Below are 16,684 nucleotides of genomic sequence, written 5' to 3' on the forward strand. Positions count from 1 at the left end.
CACAGCTGGCGTCAACGCAGCGTCACGGAAGCTGCGTCGCCGTCCGGCGGTCGCCGGTGACGCCGCCGTGACGCCCGGGGCCGGATCGTGTCGCCAGTCGTCCGGCTAGGCCGGTGCCGTCGTCACCGACGCCCGATGCCGTGGAGGGAGGCCCGTCCATGGACCGTTCGCTGATCGTCGCGAAGGTGGTGCCGAGCGCCGAGGCGCGCGTCGCCGAGATCTTCGCCGACTCCGACGCGACCGAACTGCCGCGCCTGGTCGGGGTCCGGCACCGGTCGCTCTACCGGCTCGGTGACCTGTACGTGCACCTGCTGGAGACGGAGTCGCCGGGCGGGGAGGCGGTCGAGGCGGCCCGGGGACACCCCGAGTTCGCCAGGGTGAGTGCCCGGCTGCAGCCGTACGTGTCGCCGTACCTGCCGACGTGGCGGGAGCCGCGCGACGCGATGGCCCGCTGCTTCTACCGCTTCGACGCCGCGCCCGTCGGGCGGTCGTCGTGACCGCCACCGCGCCCCGCGAGGGACAGCTCTGGTCCCGCTGCGGTGGCTGCGCCACCCTGCTCTACCGCAAGCGGCTGCGGCGCAACCTCGATGTCTGCCCCGAGTGCGGGGCGCACGCCCGGGTCGCCGCGCCCGAGCGGCTGCTCCAGATCGTCGACCCGGGGTCGTTCACCGCCCTGCCGGAGCGGCCGGCCGAGGTCGACCCGATCGGCTTCGTCGACCTGCTGCCGTACCCGCACCGGCTCACCGCGGCGCGGGCCGGCACCGGGCTGCCCGAGGCGGTCGTCTGCGGTACCGCCGCCGTCGGGCGGCAGCCGTGCGTGCTCGCCGTGATGGACTTCCGGTTCCTCGGGGGCAGCCTGGGTTGCGTCGTGGGGGAGCTGATCACCCTGGCGGCCGAGCGGGCCCTCGCCGACGAGGTCCCGCTGGTCCTCGTCACCGCCTCCGGTGGGGCGCGGATGCAGGAGGGCGCCCTGTCGCTGATGCAGATGGCCACGGTCAGCCAGGCGATCGCCGCGCTGCGGGAGGCCGGCCTGCTCACCGTCAGCGTGCTCACCGACCCGACGTACGGGGGCGTGGCCGCCTCGTTCGCCACCAACACCGACGTGGTGCTCGCCGAGAGCGGCGCACGGATGGGCTTCGCCGGCCCCCGGGTGATCCGGCAGGTCACCGGCCGGGACCTGCCGGAGGGCTTCCAGACCGCCGACTTCCTGCTGCGGCACGGCCAGGTCGACATGGTGGTGCCCCGGCACGCCCTGCGGGGCCGGCTGGTGGCGCTGCTCGCCGCCGCGCGGGCCGGGCGGCGGCCGGCGTCGCGTCCCGGCGTACCCCGGCAGGAGCCGTCGCCGCTGGTGGCGCGCCCGGCCGGCGGCGCCGCCGCGACGACGGCGCCGGGCCCGGGCGGCGACGCCTGGGAGACGGTACGGTTGGCCCGGCACCCGGGTCGTCCGACCACGCTGGACTACCTGGAGACGGCGTTCGACGGTTTCGTCGAGCTGCACGGCGACCGGCTCGGCGCGGACTGCCCGGCCGTGGTGGGCGGGCTGGCCCGGCTCGACGGGCGGCCTGTCATGGTCATCGGCCACCAGAAGGGGCACACCACCGCCGAGCTGGTCGGGCGCAACTTCGGCATGGCCAGTCCGGCGGGGCACCGCAAGGCGCTGCGGCTGATGCGTCTCGCCGCCCGCCTCGGCCTGCCGGTGGTCACCCTGGTCGACACCCCCGGGGCGGATCCCGGTGTGCGGGCCGAGGAACAGGGCCAGGCGGCGGCCATCGCGGAGAGCATCCTCGCCCTGACCGTGCTGCCCACCCCCGTCGTCGCCGTGATCACCGGCGAGGGCGGCAGCGGTGGTGCGCTGGCGCTCGCGGTGGCCGACCGGGTGCTCATGCTCCAGCACGCCGTCTACTCCGTGATCAGCCCCGAGGGCTGCGCGGCGATCCTCTGGCCGGACCGGGGCGCCGCGCCGCAGGCGGCCCGCGCGCTGCGGCTGACCGCCCCCGACCTGTGCCGGCTGGGGATCGTCGACGACCTCGTTCCCGAGCCGACCCCGGCCGCCCACCACGACCCGCAGGCCGCCGCGAGGGCGCTGCGCGAGGCGGTGCTGGCGCACCTGCTGCCGCTGCTCGACGTGCCGCCCGCGACGCTGGTCCGCCGCCGTCGGCAGCGCTTCCGGCGCTTCGGCGCCGCCCGCCTCGGCGCCCGGGCGGGTGCCCGGTGAGCGCCGGCGTGATCCGGGCCGCCGTGCCGCCGGCATCCGGCCCGGCGGCGGTCGTCGCGGTGCCGGCACCCGGCACCCGGACGGCCCCCGACGCCCACCCGACCCCGCAGGCGCACCCCGCGCCCGGCCCGCGTCCCACGCCCGACGCGGGCCGCTCGCCCGGCGCGGCGCGGTCGTCCGACGCGGCGCGGTCGCCCGACGTCGAGCGGGCCGTCGGCCCGGTGCCGGCACCTCCTTCGCAGCCGTCGACCGGCGTCGGGCGGGCGTCCGGCGTGGAGCCGGCGTCGGAGGTGGGGCCGCAGGTGGAGAGCGTGCTCGCCGGGCTGCGGCGGCACGCCCGGCACCTGGTGGCCGAGCTGCCCGGCCCGCTGCGGCGGATCAGGCTGCGCGGCGGCGACACGGTGCTGGAGGTGGAGTGGCACGCCGCCCCGGCCGGGACCGCCCCCGCCGCCACGGCGAGCCCGGCACCCCCGCCGACCGCCGCGCCGCCGCAGGGGTACGCCGTGCGGTCGCCCATCGTCGGCACGTTCTACCGCGCGCCGGAGCCGGGCGTCGCGCCCTTCGTCGCCGTCGGCGACCTGGTCCGTCCCGGGCAGGTCGTCGGCATCGTCGAGGCGATGAAGCTGATGAACGAGGTGACCGCCGACCGGGGTGGCCGGGTCGTCGAGGTCCTCGCCGCCGACGGCGACCCGGTCGAGTACGACCAGCCGCTGGTCGCGCTGGACCCGGCGTGAGAGGCAGGACGCGATGTTCGAGACGGTCCTGATCGCCAACCGGGGGGAGATCGCCCTGCGGGTGCTGCGCGCCTGCCGCGAGCTGGGCGTGCGTACGGCGGTGGTCTACTCCACCGCGGACGCCGACTCCGCCGCCGTGCGCCTGGCCGACGAGGCCGTGCGGATCGGGCCGGCCGCCAGCCGGCGCAGCTACCTCAACGCCGCCGCGATCGTGGAGGCGGCCCGGCAGGTGGGGGCGCAGGCGGTGCACCCCGGCTACGGGTTCCTCTCCGAGGACGCCGACTTCGCGGAGATCTGCGCCGACAACGGCCTGGTCTTCATCGGCCCGCCGCCGGAGGTGATGTCCGTGCTGGCCGACAAGTCCTCGGCGCGGGCGCTGATGCGCCGGGCCGGGCTGCCCCTGCCGCCGGGCAGCGTCGCGCCGGTGCCCACCGCCGCCGCGGCGGCGGAGGTGGCCGCCGAGGTCGGCTACCCGGTGATCGTCAAGGCGGCGGCCGGCGGCGGGGGCCGGGGCATGACGGTGGTCGCCACCCCGGCCGAACTGCCCCAGGCGTACGCGCGGACCCGGGCCGCCGCCCAGGCGGCCTTCGGCGACGACCGGGTGTACGTCGAGCGGTACCTGACCGGTGCCCGGCACGTCGAGGTGCAGCTGCTGTGCGACTCCCACGGCAACGGCGTGCACCTGGGCACCCGGGACTGTTCGGTGCAGCGCCGCCACCAGAAGCTGGTGGAGGAGGCGCCCGCCCCGGCGCTGTCGGCCGGCACCGGGGAGGCCATCGCGGAGTGCGCCCTGCGCGGCGCCCTGCACGCCGGCTTCACCGGCGCCGGCACCGTGGAGTTCCTCGTCGACCCCGACGAACGGTTCCACTTCCTGGAGATCAACTGCCGGATCCAGGTCGAGCACCCCGTTACCGAGATGATCACCGGGATCGACCTGGTACACGAGCAGCTGCACATCGCCTCGGGGGTGCCGCTGCGCTGGCGGCAGGAGGACGTCCGGTTCCACGGGGTCGCCATCGAGTGCCGGGTCAACGTGGAGGACCCGGACCGTGGCTTCGCGCCGACGCCCGGCCGGCTGGAGCGCTTCGTCCCGCCCGGCGGCCCGTTCACCCGGGTCGACACGCACGGCCACGCCGGCTACCTGTTCGGCCCGCACTACGACTCGCTGCTGGCCAAGGTGGCGGTCTGGGCGCCGGACCGGGAGCTCGCGCTCAACCGCCTGGAACGCGCGCTCGGCGAGTTCGACATCGCCGGCCCCGGGGTCCGCACCACCATCCCGTTCGTCCGGCGGGTGCTCGACGACGCCGGGTTCCGCAAGGGCCGCTACTCCACCGGCCTGGTCGAGCAGTTGCTCGCCGGCCCGCCCGACGCACACCACAGGAGGCTCCGATGACCGTCACCCATGGCCGTCCGCTGACCGCCGAGATCACCGACATCCTGGTGGCCAACTGCGGGCTGGACGCCGACGCCGCCGCCCGCGCCCCGGCCGCGTCCCTGGAGGAACTCGGCATGGACTCGCTGGCGCTGCTCGAACTCTCCGCCGTGGTCGCCGACCGGTGGCAGGTGCAGATCCCCGAACAGGCCGGGCAGCTCAGCATCGCGGGCGTCGCCGAGCTGGTCGCCCGCCACGCCGACCAGCCCGGGCACACCGAGAACAGCGTGCTCATCGCCGCGCCGCTGCCGCTGGTGTGGGACGTCACCAACGACGTCGCCAACTGGCCGCAGCTGTTCACCGAGTACGCCCGCGCGGACATCCTGCACCGCGACGGCGACACGGTGCGGTTCCGGCTCACCATGCACCCCGACGAGAACGGCACGGTGTGGAGCTGGGTCAGCGAACGTACCGCCGACCCGGTCACCCGGCAGGTCGACGCCCGGCGGGTGGAGACGGGGCCGTTCGAGTACATGCGCATCCACTGGCGCTACACCGAGGAGCCCGGCGGAACCCGGATGACCTGGGTGCAGGACTTCGCGATGAAGCCCACCGCGCCGGTGGACGACGCGGGCATGACCGACCGGATCAACGCCAACAGCGCGGTGCAGCTCGCCGTCATCAAGGAGAAGATCGAGCGGCTCGCCGGCGCCGACCGGGCGACGGGAGCCGGCGATGAGTGAGCGGACCCTGCGGCTGGTCGCCGCCGCCGACGTCGCGCCCGACGGCCGCCGCGGCGGCGAGTTGCGGGTGCTGCTCGGCCCCAAGACCGTCGGCAGCACCTCGGGTTTCATGGGGGTGGCGACGCTGCGCCCGGGGGAGCGGATCGCCGAGCACTACCACCCGTACAGCGAGGAGTTCCTCTACGTCGCCCGGGGCACGATCACCGTCGACCTGGACGACGAGCCGGTGCCGCTGGCCGCCGGAGAGGCGCTGTTCGTGCCGCGCAACGTCCGGCACCGGCTGCGCAACACCGGGGACGAGCCGGCCGAGGTGGTCTTCCACCTCGGGCCGCTGGCGCCCCGCCCCGAACTCGGTCACGTCGATACCGAGCTGGTCGAACAGCGAGGCGGATCGTGAGCGTGAGGAGTGAGCCGGGGTTGCGAGCCCCGCAGTCGCGAACCGAGGTGGCGCCGTGAGCGTGAGGAGTGAGCCGGGGTTGCGAGCCCCGCAGTCGCGAACCGAGGTGGCGCCGTGAGTGGGCGCCGCACGGTGGTGACCGGCGTCGGGGTGGTCGCCCCCGGCGGCGCCAGCCGGGACCGGTTCTGGAAGACCATCACCGAGGGGCGTACGGCGACCCGGCGGATCACCTTCTTCGACCCGTCGGCCTTCCGCTCCCAGATCGCCGCCGAGTGCGACTTCGACCCGGTCGCCGCCGGCCTCACCGGAGACGAGCTGCGGCGCGCCGACCGGTACGTGCAGTTCGCCCTCGCCTGCGCCGCCGAGGCCCTCGCCGACGCCGGCCTGGAGCTCACCGACGCCGAGCGGGACCGCACCGGCGTGGTGCTCGGCACCGCCGTCGGCGGCACCACCGCCCTGGAACAGGAGTACGTCACGGTCAGCGACACCGGCCGCCGGTGGCTGGTCGACGCCGGGCGCGGCGGCCCGTACCTCTATCAGGCGCTCGTGCCCAGCAGCCTCGCCGCGGACGTGGCGTGCCGGCACGGGCTGCACGGCCCGGCCCAGGTGGTCTCCACCGGCTGCACCTCCGGCATCGACGCGATCGGGTACGCCCACCAGCTCATCGCCGACGGCGAGGCCGACGTCGTGCTGGCCGGGGCCGCCGACTCGCCGATCTCCCCGGTCACCGTCGCCTCGTTCGACGCGATCAAGGCGACCAGCCCGGACAACGACGACCCGGCGCACGCCTCCCGCCCGTTCGACGCCGACCGGCACGGCTTCGTCCTCGCCGAGGGGGCGGCGGTGCTGGTGCTGGAGGAGGTCGGGCACGCCGCGCGCCGCGGCGCGCACGTCTACTGCGAGGTGGCCGGCTACGCCAGCCGCAGCAACGGCTACCACATGACGGGGCTGCGGCCCGACGGGCTGGAGATGGGGCTGGCCATCTCGGCCGCGCTGAAGCAGGGCCGCATCGCCCCCGAGCAGGTCTCCTACATCAGCGCCCACGGCTCGGGCACCCGGCAGAACGACCGGCACGAGACCGCCGCGTTCAAGCGGGCGCTGGGTCAGGCCGCGTACCGGGTGCCGATCAGCTCGATCAAGTCGATGGTCGGGCACTCGCTCGGCGCGATCGGCTCGATCGAGATGGCCGCGTGCGCGCTGGCCGTGGAGTACGGCGTGGTGCCGCCGACGGCCAACTGGAGCACCCGCGACCCGGAGTGCGACCTGGACTACGTCCCGAACGAGGCGCGGGAGCTGCCGGTCGACGTGGCGCTCTCGGTGGGCAGCGGGTTCGGCGGCTTCCAGTCGGCGATGGTGTTCCGCCGGCTGCCCGGGCGGGTGCTGCCGTGACCGCGCGGGCCGTGGTGACCGGCATCGGCGTCGTCGCGCCCAGCGGGATCGGCGTGGACGCGCACTGGCGTACCGTGCTCGCCGGCACCCGCCGCACCGGGCCGATCACCCTTTTCGATCCCGCCGGCTACCCCACCCGCCACGGCGGGGAGGTGCCCGGCTTCGACGCCGCCGCGTACGCCGACAACCGCCGGTTGGTGCAGACCGACCGGTGGACGCACCTCGGCTTCGCCGCCACCCGGCTGGCGCTGGCCGACGCCGGCCTGCCCGAGCGTGCCCCCGACCCGTACGGCTACGCCGTGACGCTGGCCAGCTCGTCGGGCGGGAACCTGTTCGGGCAGCGGGAGCTGCAACGGCTCTGGGGCGGGCCGTCGCGCACCGTCGGGGCGTACCAGTCGATCGCCTGGTTCTACGCGGCCAGCGTCGGGCAGCTCTCCATCCACCACCAGTTCAAGGGGCCGTGCGGGGTGCTGGTCGCCGAGACCGCCGGCGGACTCGACAGCCTGGCGCACGCCGCGCGGGCCGTACGCCGGGGCACGCCCGTGGTGATCGCCGGGGCGACCGAGTGCCCGCTGAGCCCGTACGCCCTGGCCTGCCAGCTCCGCTCCGGCCTGCTGAGCGACGTGGCCGACCCGGAGCGGGCCTACCGGCCGTTCGACGCCGCCGCCAGCGGCTACCTGCCCGCCGAGGGCGGCGCGGTGTTCGTGGTGGAGGAGCTGGGCCACGCGCTGTCCCGGGGCGCCCGCGTGTACGGCGAGGTGACCGGCTGGGGCGCCACCCACGACGCCGTCCACACCGGACCGGACACCGCCGGCGACCCGATCCAGTACGCCCGCGCCATGCGGCTGGCCCTGGACCGGGCCGGCGTCGGGGCGGAGACGCTCGACGTGGTGCTGCCCGACGCGCTCGGCGTGCCCCGCTACGACCGCAGCGAGGCCGTGGCGCTACGCGCCGTCTTCGGCGACCGGCCGCCCCCGGTCAGCACCCAGAAGCCGCTGACCGGCCGCGCCCACCAGGGCGGCGCGGCGCTGGACGTGGCCACCGCGCTGCTCGCGTTCGGCCACGACACACTGCCGGCCTCCGCCGGCCCCGACGAGGTGGCCGAGGGCTGTGAGCTGGATTTCCTACGCGAGCACCGGCGACCACGCAGCCGCCTCGCGCTGGTCTGCGCCCGCGGCTTCGACGGGTTCAACAGCGCGCTGGTCCTGCGTGGGGCCGCGCCGCAGAGGGGAGTGACGCCGTGAGCGAGCAGGTCACGGGTGCGACGCCCGTCGGGTCCCGGGTCGGGGCGCAGCGGGCAGCCGACGCGAACGGGCAGCGGGCTCGGGTGGTGTTTCTGGTACGGGTGCCGCAGGAGCGTACGGAGGCGTTCCTGGCCGCGTACGAGGCGGTCCGGCACCTGGTGGCCGGGGGCGTTGCGGGGCACCTCGTCGACCAGGTCTGCCGGTCGTCGGCCGACCCGGAGCAGTGGCTGATCACCAGCGAGTGGGCGAGCCTGGCCGACTTCGAGGCGTGGGAACGCAGCCCGGAGCACCGGGACCTGGTCCGGCCGATGCGGGAGTGCTTCACCGACGCCCGGTCGCTGCGCTTCCTCATCCACGCTCAGACCCCCGCCACGTCCCGGACCTGAGCCCCGTCTCCGGCGCGAGCCCCGCGCCACACCGCCTCGGCTGTCCTACCCTCCCGACTGTCCCCGCCGTCCGAGCTGGCCCGCCGTACTCGCCGTCCGAACTGCCCGGGTTGCCCTCGCGGTCCGGGCTGTCCGACCGTCCCGCTGTCCCGCTGTCCCGCTGTCCCGCTGTCCCGCTGTCCCGTCTCTCGGCTGCACTGCCCCCTTCACTGGCTGTCTCGCCCGCCAGTGAGGGGCAGCGACGCGGCGGGCTGTTCACCTGCTGGCCGCACGGGACGAGTGGAACACCAGGGGTGTCAACGACAGCCGGTGACACCCCTGGTGTTCCACTCGTGCGGTGGCACGCGGGCGTGTCGCCCCGGCACACGTCGCTTCTGGCGCGGCCCGTCGCGCAGCAGGCGCGGGGCCTGCCGCCATGGCGCCGCCCGCGGTGCACGCCAGGCCTGACGTGTCCGCCACCCGAGCGCTCGCCGACAGGCGTGCCTATCGCCGCCCGACGTGCCGGCCGGGCTCGGCGTCGCCCGCCGGGCCTGTCGGCGAGGACCGCGCAAGTGCCGAGAGGCGCTGTCGCCCCGTGGACGTGCGATCCGCCCACCGCCCGCGCAGCCGCACCGTCCGCCCCGGCCCGTCGGCCGTCGCGCACCGGCCCGTGCGGCCGTTCCGTGCCGGCCCGCTCGTGTGGCCGTACCGGCGCGCCTGAAGAGCACCATCGGCCGTCCGGTGGGCGTGTCACGCCGTACGCACGACGGGTCATCCGGCGGATACCCTCAGTCGACGTACACGCCCGATACTGCCCGCCGAACCGGTCGTGGGCAATCCGGCCGGCCGCCCTTTCTGATCTAGCCATTTGCATCTAGCTATGCATCCGGACGGCGTCGTAAGGTTCCCCGCAGCACCCCGACAGGCACACCTTATGGGCGGTTCCGCCCTAATTGAGGCTGGGCGGTGAACGGTAGTGACGACGGGAAATCCTGCGGCGACAGACCCGCTCTGGGTTGACGAAATTCTGCTCGAAGGCCGTTCGACCGACATTTGTCTCCGACTTCCCGAACCGGTCGACCGGGGCACCCTGCGGCGGCTGGTGACCGACGCGCAGGCCCGCCTCGCCGCCGCCGGACTGCGCCCCGGGGGCGCCGCCGCGCTGCGGCTGCCGCCCTCGCTCGCGTACGTGGTGAACCTGCTGGCCACCTGGCGCAGCGGGGCCCAGGCGATCCTGCTCGACCATCGGCTCACCGACCACGAGGTGGACCGGGCGCTCGCGCGGCTCACCCCGCAGGTGGTGGTGGCCCCGGTCCGCACCGGCGGCGCCGGACTGCGGATCTTCATCGACGTCACGGAGGGCGTCACCGCGTACGCCGACCGCCCGGCGGTCAGCGGGCACGCGGTGATCCAGCTCAGCTCCGGCTCCACCGGACCGTCCAAGGTGATCGGTCGTACCGCCGACGACCTGGTCGCCGAGGTACGCCGCTACACCCGCATCGACGGCGTGGCGCTGCCCGGCGAGCGGATCGTCCTGCTGCCCTCGATGGTGCACGTGCTCGGCCTCGTCGGTGGCCTGCTCTACGGCCTGCACGCCGGCGTCGAGCTGGTGCCGCCGGAGCGGCTCGCCGGCGACGCGGTGCTGGCCGCGATCGCGGCCGACGACTCGCCGGCCACGGTGCTCGGCGTGCCGTTCCACATCGGACTGCTCGCCTCCACCCGTGCCACCGGGCCGCTGCCGCAGTTCAAGCGGATGACCACCGGCGGCGAGCTGGTGCCGGCCGCCGTGGCCCGCGCCTTCACCGACCGGTACGGCGTGCCGCTGGGCAACATGTACGGGATGACCGAGGTCGGCGTCATCGGCACCGACCTGCACGGCCGGCACCGCCCGTCCATCGCCCCGGCGCCCGGCGTCGAGGTCCGCGAGGTCGACGGCGAGCTGTGGGTGAGCTGCCCCGCGTCGCCGTACGTCGGGCCGAGCGACCCCACCCGCTGGGCCGACGGCTGGCTGCGTACCCGCGACGCCGGCGTCGTGCACCCGGACACCGGCCTGGTCACCGTTCGCGGGCGGCTCGACTCGCAGGTCTCCGTCGGCGGTCTGAAGGTCGACCTGACGGAGGTGGAGGCGGCCGTCGCCGAGCTGGCCGGCGTCGCCGCCGCCGTGGTCGTCTTCGACGGCGGCATCACCGCCTACGTGCAGCCGGACGGGCCGCTGTCGGAGGAGGTGCTCGACAAGCTGATCGCCGAGCGGCTGGCCGGCTACAAGCGCCCCCGCACCCTGCGTCTGGTGGATCAGCTGCCCCGTACCACCACCGGCAAGCTGGTCCGCTCGACCGACGCGCTGCGGGCGGCCGCCACGTGAGCGCGGCACCGCGCGACTCCGACCGCCCCGTCCGATCCGACCCGCGCCGACCCGACCGGAACCGCCCGGACGAGCAGCGCCCCGACCGACACCACGTGGACCGGTACCGCCTCGTCGGCGACCACCGCGACCGCCAGGACCAGGCACCCGCCCACGCGGGGATGCCCGACGCGCAGGCGCCTGCCGCCGAGCGCCGACCGCAGCCCGGCGTCCAGGTCGTCGGGCACCGGCCGCCACGCGTCGTCGAAGGCGCCGGGCACCGGCCGCAGCGCCGCGTCGGGGTCGTCCGGCACCGGCATGAGCCGCCGCAGGCCGTCGCCGCGCAGCCCCGTCCCGAGCGCCTTGCCCACGGCCTCCTTCGCCGTCCACAGCCGCAGGAAGTCGCGGGCCCGCCCGTCGGCGTCGCGCTCCGCCAGCCACGCCGCCTCGGCCGGCGCGAACCATCGCCCGGCCAGCGCCAGCGCGGGCAGCGGACGGCACCACTCCACGTCGATCCCCACCGGGCCGGCCGCCCGGGCGGCGACCGCGACCACCCCGTCGGCCCGGCTGACGCTGACCGGAAGCTCCACCCGGGCCCCCGCGCCGGACACCGTGACCAGCGGGCGCCCGTCGCGGCCGTGCTCCACCACGATCTCCGCCTCCGCGCGGCCGAGCAGCGCGGCACCCGCCCGCCGCAACAGCCGCCCGGCCGGGACCGGCCGACCGCCGACGCCCCGGCCGATCCACACGTACGCGGTGTCCCGACCGGGCACCGGTAACTGGCTCACGGAAAGAGGTTAACCATGCGACCCGAGATCCGCGCCTTCGTCGTCGAGCAGCTCGAGGACATGAACTACGACGTCGAGGGCCTCGACGACGAGACGACCCTCGGCCCGTCCGGGGTGGACCTGGAGTCGTTGGCCCTCGCCGACCTCGCCGTGCGCGTCGAGGACCGCTACGGCCTGAAGTTCGCCGACGACGAGTCCGAGAAGCTGGCTCTGATGACGGTCGGCGAGTTCACCACGATGGTCGCCGACCGGGTCGCCGGGGCGACGAGCGACGACTCCTGATGGCCGGTCAGCCCGACCTGGAACGGGCCGACCTGGTGACCATGCTCGCCGACCTGGCCGGCAAGCCCGCCGCCGAGGTCGGCGACCGGATCGGCTCCATGGAGCTGGCCTGGCTGGTGCACCTCGTCGAGCAGCGCCTCGACCGGCGCTTCGACCTCACCGACGACCAGCTCGCCGGGATCCGGACCGTCGACGACGCCCTGGCGGTCTTCCGGGCGTGCCTGGCGGCTGCGACCCCGCCGCACACCTCGCCCGGCCCGATGATCGCCGCCGCCGATGGCTGAACCGGCGGCCGTCCAGCTCAGCGGCGTCCACGCGACCAGCGCGCTCGGCAGGGGAGCCGACGCGCAGCTCGCCGGCGTGCTGGCCGGCGTCCCGGCCTTCCGGCCGGTGGACCGCTTCGACACCGCGCCCCGCCGGGTGGACGCCGCCGCCGCCCTGCCCGACGCCGGTGACCTGGCCGACGAACTCGCCGAGGCGGTCGACGCGGCCTGCCGGGACGCCGGGCTCGACGCCGGTCGCCGGGCCGGCACGGCCCTGCTGCTGGCCGTGCACGGCGGCGCGCACGTGCCGGCGCTCACCACCGCGCTGGCCGACCGGACGGGGCTCACCGGCCCGGCCCGGGCGTACACCACCGCCTGTGTCTCGGCCAGCAGCGCGGTCGCCGACGCCGCCGCCCTGATCCGCCGGGGCGACGTCACCCGGGCGGTGGTGGCCGCCGGCTACCTGGTCGAGCCGGACCAGTACGCGCTCTTCGACGCCGGTCGCGCCCTCGCCACCGACGGCGCGGTGCGCCCGTTCAGCGCCGGCCGCACCGGGCTGCTGCTCGGCGACGGCGTCGCCGCGGTGGTGCTGGAGTCGGGGGCCGCCGCCCGGGGCGCGGTCGCCGGCCTGCTCGGCTGGGGCCGGGCCGGGGACGCGTTCCACCCCTGCCAGCCGGAGCCGGGCGGGCGGGGCCTGGCCCGGGCGGTCACCGCGGCGCTGCGCCGGGCCGGACTCCCGGCGGAGGCGATCGGGTACGTCAACGCCAACGCCACCGGCACCGGCCACAGCGACGCTTCCGAGGCGGCGGCCCTGCGCACCGCGCTCGGCGCGGCGGCGGCACGCGTCCCGGTCAGCTCCACCAAGGCGCTGCACGGGCACGCCCTGGAGGCCTCCGGCCTGCTGGAACTGGTGGTGACGGTGCTCGCCCTGCGGCACGGGAAGCTGCCCGTCAACGCCGGCTGGCTCGGTCCCGACCCGGCCTGCCCGCTGGACGTCGTCCGCGGCGCGCCCCGACCCGCCGCCACCGGGTACGCGCTGAGCCTCAACGCCGCCTTCGGTGGCGCCAACACGGCGCTGCTGGTGGGTGCGGCATGAGCGGCATCGCCGGGCATCCCGCCGGCCGACTGACCGTGCTGGCCGAGGCGGCCTGGCCCGAGCCGGGCGACGGGGCGCCGCCGCCGGTGCCCGGGTACGTGCACTCCAGCTTCCCGCCCCTCGTCGCGGCCGTCGCAGAGCGCTGCCTGACCCGGGCGTACGGCCGGCGGCCGGCACCCGGCGGCGAGCGGACCGCGGTCGTGCTGGTCAGCGCGGCCGGGGACCGCGCCAGCGCGGCGCACGTGCGCGCCACGGTCGCCGCCGGCGGCCGGCCCGGGCCGCTGTTCTTCTTCCAGTCGGTGCCCAACAGCGTGGCCGGGCACGTGGCCGCCCGGTGGGGCCTCGGCGGGCCGGTGCTCTGCCTCGCGCCGACCGGCGACCCGCGCGCCGAGGGCACCGCCGAGGCCGAGCTGCTGCTGCACGACGGCGACGCCGACCGGGCGTTGCTGGTCCTGATCGAACAGGCACCCGCCGACGGCGGTGCGCGGGACGCGGGCGGACAGCCCGGAGCCCGAGCCGTCGCGGTGCTGCTGGGGGGAGGAGACGCACCATGAGGAAGAGGGGACTGCGCGGGGCGCTGGCCGCCGACGAGCGGATCGGCGCCGGCAACGTGCTGGCCCGGGTGCTGGCGCACGGCGCCGACCCGGACGGGCCGGGCCTCACCTTCGACACCGCCGTGGACGGCCACCCGGCCGGGCGGGCGCTCACGCTGGGCCGGCTCGACGAGCGGGTCGCCGCCCGCGCCGCCTGGCTGCACGAGCGGGGGATCAAGCCCCGCGACCCGGTCGCCGTGTGGACCACCGCCGCCGCCGACATGGTGCTCAGCTACCTCGCGCTGACCCGGCTCGGCGCGATCCCGGCGCTGATGAACGGCGGGCTGCGCCCCGAGATCGCCGCCGAGTACGTGCGTCGGCTGCGCGGCGTCGGGGTGCTCGCCGACGACGCGCACCGCGCCCTGCTGGCCGGCCACGACCTGGGAGTGCCGGTGCTCGGCACCCCGGCCGAGGCGGGCACGGGCGATCCGGCCGCCGCGCCGCAGCACTACCGGCACCACGGCGACGACCCGGTCGTCATCACCCACACCTCGGGCACCACCGGGGTGCCCAAGGCGGTGCTGCACTCGCACGCCAGCCTCTTCGCCGCCACCCGGCACCTGCTCGCCATGCCGCAGGCGCAGGGCACCGGTCGCATCCTCAACGCGCTGCCCGCACCGCACACCGCCACCGTGCTCATGGTCAACCAGGCCCTCGGCAACCGCGCCGAGATGCTCCTGCTCTCCGACCAGGGCGGGGAGCGGGTGCTGGAGGCGATCCAGCGCTGGCGTCCCGACGGGGTGTTCGGCTTCTCCGTGACGTGGGCGGAGCTGGCCCGCTTCGACCTGTCCGCGTACGACCTGGACTCGGTGTCGCTGTGGTTCAACACCGGCGACTGCTCGCACGAGCCGCACGTGCGCCGGCTGGTCGCGGTCGGCTCCCGCGACGTGGTGACCCGCGAGGGGGTCACCCGGGTGCCCGGCTCGGTCTTCATCGACGGGCTCGGCTCCAGCGAGATGGGCCACTCGATGTTCCACATCACCCACCGCGCCGACACCGACCGGTACGGCCGCTGCGTCGGCCGGCCCTACCGGTTCGCGAAGGTCGCCGTGCTCGACGCCGGGGGCGACCCGGTGCCGGCCGGCGAGGTGGGCTGGCTCGGCGTCGACTCGCCGTCGCTGTTCCGGGGCTACTGGAACGACTCGGCCACCACGTACCGGTCCCGGCAGCGCGGCTGGTACCTCACCGGCGACCTGGTGTACGCCGACGACGAGGGCCGCTACCACCATTTGGACCGGGCCGTCGACGCGGTCGACGCGGGGGACGGGCGGTGGTTCTACACGGCGCTGTCCGAGGAGCGCGTCCTCGCCGCCTGCCCGGACGTCACCGACTGCACGGTGGTGATCACCTCGGGGGTCGGCGGGGTGGTCACCGACGTGCTGCTGGAACTCGCCGCCGGCGCCGACCCCGCCGAGGACCGCACCGGGCGGGTCCGGGCCGCGCTCGGCCCGGACGTCGGCGCGACCCTGCGCCGGGTCGTGCCGGTCCGCTCCGCCGACATCCCGGTCACCGTCACCGGCAAGGTGCGCAAGGTGGTCCTGCGGGAGCGCTACCTCACCGAGGCGCCGTCATGACGGCCGTCATCACCGGGATGGGGCTGTTCACCCCCGCCGGGCGGGGCGTCGACGCCACCTTCGACGCGCTCTGCTCCGGCCGCTCCGGGCTGACCCGGCCGCCGGCCGGGCACCCCGCCGCCGGGTCGCTGGAGGTCGCCGGCGTGCTGCCGGACGTCGACCCGCGTACGGTCGCCACCGGGCCGGAGACCAGGGTCCTGGACCGGGTCGTCGTGCTCGCCCTGCTCGCCGCCGCCGACGCGCTCGCCGACGCCGGCATCGAGGTGGGCCGGGACGTGGACCCGGGTCGGATCGGGGTGATCGTCGGCGGCGTCGGCGGGATGGCCACCCTGGAGGCGCAGGTGCTCTCCCGCGCCGCGCGCGGCCGGGCGGCGGTCAGCCCGTACCTGCTGACCGGGGTCCTGCCGAACATGCCGTCGGCGCGCATCGCCATCCGCCACGGCATCCGCGGCTACACCTCGTCGGTCGGCACCGCCTGCGCCTCGGGGGCCCAGTCGATCGCCGACGCGGTCCGGCTGATCCGCGCCGGGGAGGCCGACGTGGTGCTCTGCGGCGCCAGCGAGGCGCCCCTCTTCCCGACCTTCGCCGACACCTTCGGCAACGCCCGGGCGCTCGCCCGGGGCTGGGCTGACCCGACGGCGGCGAGCCGGCCGTTCGACGCCCGCCGCAACGGGTTCGTCCTCGCCGAGGGCGCGGCCCTGCTGGTGCTGGAACGCGCCGAGCACGCCGCCGCCCGGGGCGTCACCGGCTACGCCGAGGTCGCCGGGTACGGGGCGACCACCGACGCGTACCACCCGACCGCCCCGAGGCCCGACGGCGCGGGGGCGGCGGAGTGCATGCGGCGCGCGCTGGCCAGCGGCGGCGTGCCCGCCGCGCGGGTCGGCTACGTCAACGCCCACGGCACCGGCACGAAGCTCGGCGACATCGCCGAGACCACCGCGCTGGCCGACGTGTTCGGTGCCGGCGGGGTGCCGGTCAGCTCCACCAAGGCGCTCACCGGCCACCTGCTCGGCGCCTCCGGGGCGCTGGAGGCGGCGGCCACCGCGCTGGCGCTCGGCCGGGGCCTGCTGCCGCCCACGCACAACCTCGACGACCCGGACCCGGCCTGCCCGGCGGACCACATCCGCGCCGAGCCGCGCAGGACGGACACCGGATACGCGCTGACCAACTCCTTCGGCTTCGGCGGGCAGAACGTGAGCCTGCTGCTCGCGCGGGCCGCCCGGCCGAGGGACTGACCCCGCACCATCCCGGGCGGACCGCGCCCGGACGGCAACCACGGCGGAGACCG

General features: G+C 76.2%; 17 protein-coding genes. 16 read left to right on the top strand and 1 reads right to left on the bottom strand.

Translation table 11 applies throughout. The annotated features are described in order from the left end of the window. Window positions 1-158: 158 nt before the first annotated feature. The 10 genes from RM555_RS16930 (at window position 159) to RM555_RS16975 (ending at window position 10,821) form a co-directional block, all read left to right on the top strand. Window positions 159-497 carry a TcmI family type II polyketide cyclase gene (locus RM555_RS16930; RefSeq protein WP_311412655.1) on the top strand — a complete coding sequence of 113 codons (339 nt, stop codon included), beginning with the start codon at window positions 159-161 and terminating at the stop codon, window positions 495-497. Continuing rightward, the gene (locus tag RM555_RS16935; RefSeq protein ID WP_311412656.1) at window positions 494-2,215 is read left to right on the top strand and encodes an acetyl-CoA carboxylase carboxyltransferase subunit alpha; all 1,722 of its coding nucleotides are present in this window, start codon (window positions 494-496) and stop codon (window positions 2,213-2,215) included. The genes RM555_RS16930 and RM555_RS16935 overlap by 4 nt, the downstream gene beginning before the upstream one ends. 221 nt (window positions 2,216-2,436) lie before the next feature. Next, on the top strand, window positions 2,437-2,949 hold the full coding sequence (locus RM555_RS16940) for an acetyl-CoA carboxylase biotin carboxyl carrier protein (protein ID WP_396888789.1): 513 nt from the start codon (window positions 2,437-2,439) through the stop codon (window positions 2,947-2,949). A 13-nt stretch (window positions 2,950-2,962) separates the two neighbouring features. Next, window positions 2,963-4,342 (top strand): acetyl-CoA carboxylase biotin carboxylase subunit, encoded by a 1,380-nt coding sequence (locus RM555_RS16945; protein WP_311412657.1) that lies wholly within the window; start codon window positions 2,963-2,965, stop codon window positions 4,340-4,342. Next, window positions 4,339-5,064 carry an SRPBCC family protein gene (locus RM555_RS16950; protein ID WP_311412658.1) on the top strand — a complete coding sequence of 242 codons (726 nt, stop codon included), beginning with the start codon at window positions 4,339-4,341 and terminating at the stop codon, window positions 5,062-5,064. The genes RM555_RS16945 and RM555_RS16950 overlap by 4 nt, the downstream gene beginning before the upstream one ends. Beyond that, on the top strand, window positions 5,057-5,461 hold the full coding sequence (locus RM555_RS16955) for a cupin domain-containing protein (RefSeq protein ID WP_151456459.1): 405 nt from the start codon (window positions 5,057-5,059) through the stop codon (window positions 5,459-5,461). Before RM555_RS16950 ends, RM555_RS16955 begins: the two co-directional genes overlap by 8 nt. A gap of 114 nt (window positions 5,462-5,575) precedes the next feature. Beyond that, window positions 5,576-6,850 carry a beta-ketoacyl-[acyl-carrier-protein] synthase family protein gene (locus tag RM555_RS16960; RefSeq protein ID WP_311412659.1) on the top strand — a complete coding sequence of 425 codons (1,275 nt, stop codon included), beginning with the start codon at window positions 5,576-5,578 and terminating at the stop codon, window positions 6,848-6,850. After that, on the top strand, window positions 6,847-8,094 hold the full coding sequence (locus RM555_RS16965) for a beta-ketoacyl synthase N-terminal-like domain-containing protein (RefSeq protein WP_311412660.1): 1,248 nt from the start codon (window positions 6,847-6,849) through the stop codon (window positions 8,092-8,094). Before RM555_RS16960 ends, RM555_RS16965 begins: the two co-directional genes overlap by 4 nt. Before the next feature lie 83 nt (window positions 8,095-8,177). Further along, on the top strand, window positions 8,178-8,480 hold the full coding sequence (locus RM555_RS16970) for an antibiotic biosynthesis monooxygenase family protein (protein ID WP_311412701.1): 303 nt from the start codon (window positions 8,178-8,180) through the stop codon (window positions 8,478-8,480). A 955-nt stretch (window positions 8,481-9,435) separates the two neighbouring features. Then, window positions 9,436-10,821, top strand: a complete 1,386-nt coding sequence (locus tag RM555_RS16975; protein ID WP_311412661.1) for a class I adenylate-forming enzyme family protein — start codon at window positions 9,436-9,438, stop codon at window positions 10,819-10,821. On the opposite strand, the gene RM555_RS16980 is transcribed toward RM555_RS16975, so the two are convergent. Continuing rightward, entirely contained in the window at window positions 10,752-11,588 is an 837-nt protein-coding gene (locus RM555_RS16980) for a 4'-phosphopantetheinyl transferase family protein (protein WP_311412662.1), read from the bottom strand. The genes RM555_RS16975 and RM555_RS16980 overlap by 70 nt on opposite strands. A gap of 15 nt (window positions 11,589-11,603) precedes the next feature. On the opposite strand from RM555_RS16980, the gene RM555_RS16985 reads away from it, so the two are divergent. Genes RM555_RS16985 through RM555_RS17010 form a run of 6 tightly spaced genes read left to right on the top strand, consistent with a single transcriptional unit; the run spans window position 11,604 to window position 16,631 of the window. Further along, window positions 11,604-11,870: an acyl carrier protein gene (locus RM555_RS16985; RefSeq protein WP_311412663.1), complete on the top strand. Its 267-nt coding sequence runs from the start codon at window positions 11,604-11,606 to the stop codon at window positions 11,868-11,870. Then, window positions 11,870-12,154 carry an acyl carrier protein gene (locus tag RM555_RS16990; RefSeq protein WP_311412664.1) on the top strand — a complete coding sequence of 95 codons (285 nt, stop codon included), beginning with the start codon at window positions 11,870-11,872 and terminating at the stop codon, window positions 12,152-12,154. Before RM555_RS16985 ends, RM555_RS16990 begins: the two co-directional genes overlap by 1 nt. Then, window positions 12,147-13,229, top strand: a complete 1,083-nt coding sequence (locus RM555_RS16995; RefSeq protein WP_311412665.1) for a beta-ketoacyl-[acyl-carrier-protein] synthase family protein — start codon at window positions 12,147-12,149, stop codon at window positions 13,227-13,229. Before RM555_RS16990 ends, RM555_RS16995 begins: the two co-directional genes overlap by 8 nt. Beyond that, window positions 13,226-13,783, top strand: coding sequence for a beta-ketoacyl synthase chain length factor (locus RM555_RS17000; RefSeq protein ID WP_311412666.1), 558 nt, complete (start codon window positions 13,226-13,228; stop codon window positions 13,781-13,783). Before RM555_RS16995 ends, RM555_RS17000 begins: the two co-directional genes overlap by 4 nt. Further along, window positions 13,780-15,396 carry a class I adenylate-forming enzyme family protein gene (locus RM555_RS17005; protein ID WP_311412667.1) on the top strand — a complete coding sequence of 539 codons (1,617 nt, stop codon included), beginning with the start codon at window positions 13,780-13,782 and terminating at the stop codon, window positions 15,394-15,396. Before RM555_RS17000 ends, RM555_RS17005 begins: the two co-directional genes overlap by 4 nt. Next, on the top strand, window positions 15,393-16,631 hold the full coding sequence (locus RM555_RS17010) for a beta-ketoacyl-[acyl-carrier-protein] synthase family protein (protein ID WP_311412668.1): 1,239 nt from the start codon (window positions 15,393-15,395) through the stop codon (window positions 16,629-16,631). The genes RM555_RS17005 and RM555_RS17010 overlap by 4 nt, the downstream gene beginning before the upstream one ends. The last annotated feature ends 53 nt before the right edge of the window (window positions 16,632-16,684 follow it).

The sequence above is a fragment of the Micromonospora reichwaldensis genome (genome assembly GCF_031845925.1).
In the GTDB taxonomy this organism is placed as follows: Bacteria; Actinomycetota; Actinomycetes; order Mycobacteriales; family Micromonosporaceae; genus Micromonospora; species Micromonospora reichwaldensis.

Coding starts and splice junctions, on each gene's coding strand:
- RM555_RS16930 (WP_311412655.1), top strand. CDS start 159: ATGGACCGTTCGCTGATCGTCGCGAAGGTGGTGCCGAGCGCCGAGGCG.
- RM555_RS16945 (WP_311412657.1), top strand. CDS start 2,963: ATGTTCGAGACGGTCCTGATCGCCAACCGGGGGGAGATCGCCCTGCGG.
- RM555_RS16950 (WP_311412658.1), top strand. CDS start 4,339: ATGACCGTCACCCATGGCCGTCCGCTGACCGCCGAGATCACCGACATC.
- RM555_RS16955 (WP_151456459.1), top strand. CDS start 5,057: ATGAGTGAGCGGACCCTGCGGCTGGTCGCCGCCGCCGACGTCGCGCCC.
- RM555_RS16985 (WP_311412663.1), top strand. CDS start 11,604: ATGCGACCCGAGATCCGCGCCTTCGTCGTCGAGCAGCTCGAGGACATG.
- RM555_RS16990 (WP_311412664.1), top strand. CDS start 11,870: ATGGCCGGTCAGCCCGACCTGGAACGGGCCGACCTGGTGACCATGCTC.
- RM555_RS16995 (WP_311412665.1), top strand. CDS start 12,147: ATGGCTGAACCGGCGGCCGTCCAGCTCAGCGGCGTCCACGCGACCAGC.
- RM555_RS17000 (WP_311412666.1), top strand. CDS start 13,226: ATGAGCGGCATCGCCGGGCATCCCGCCGGCCGACTGACCGTGCTGGCC.
- RM555_RS17005 (WP_311412667.1), top strand. CDS start 13,780: ATGAGGAAGAGGGGACTGCGCGGGGCGCTGGCCGCCGACGAGCGGATC.
- RM555_RS17010 (WP_311412668.1), top strand. CDS start 15,393: ATGACGGCCGTCATCACCGGGATGGGGCTGTTCACCCCCGCCGGGCGG.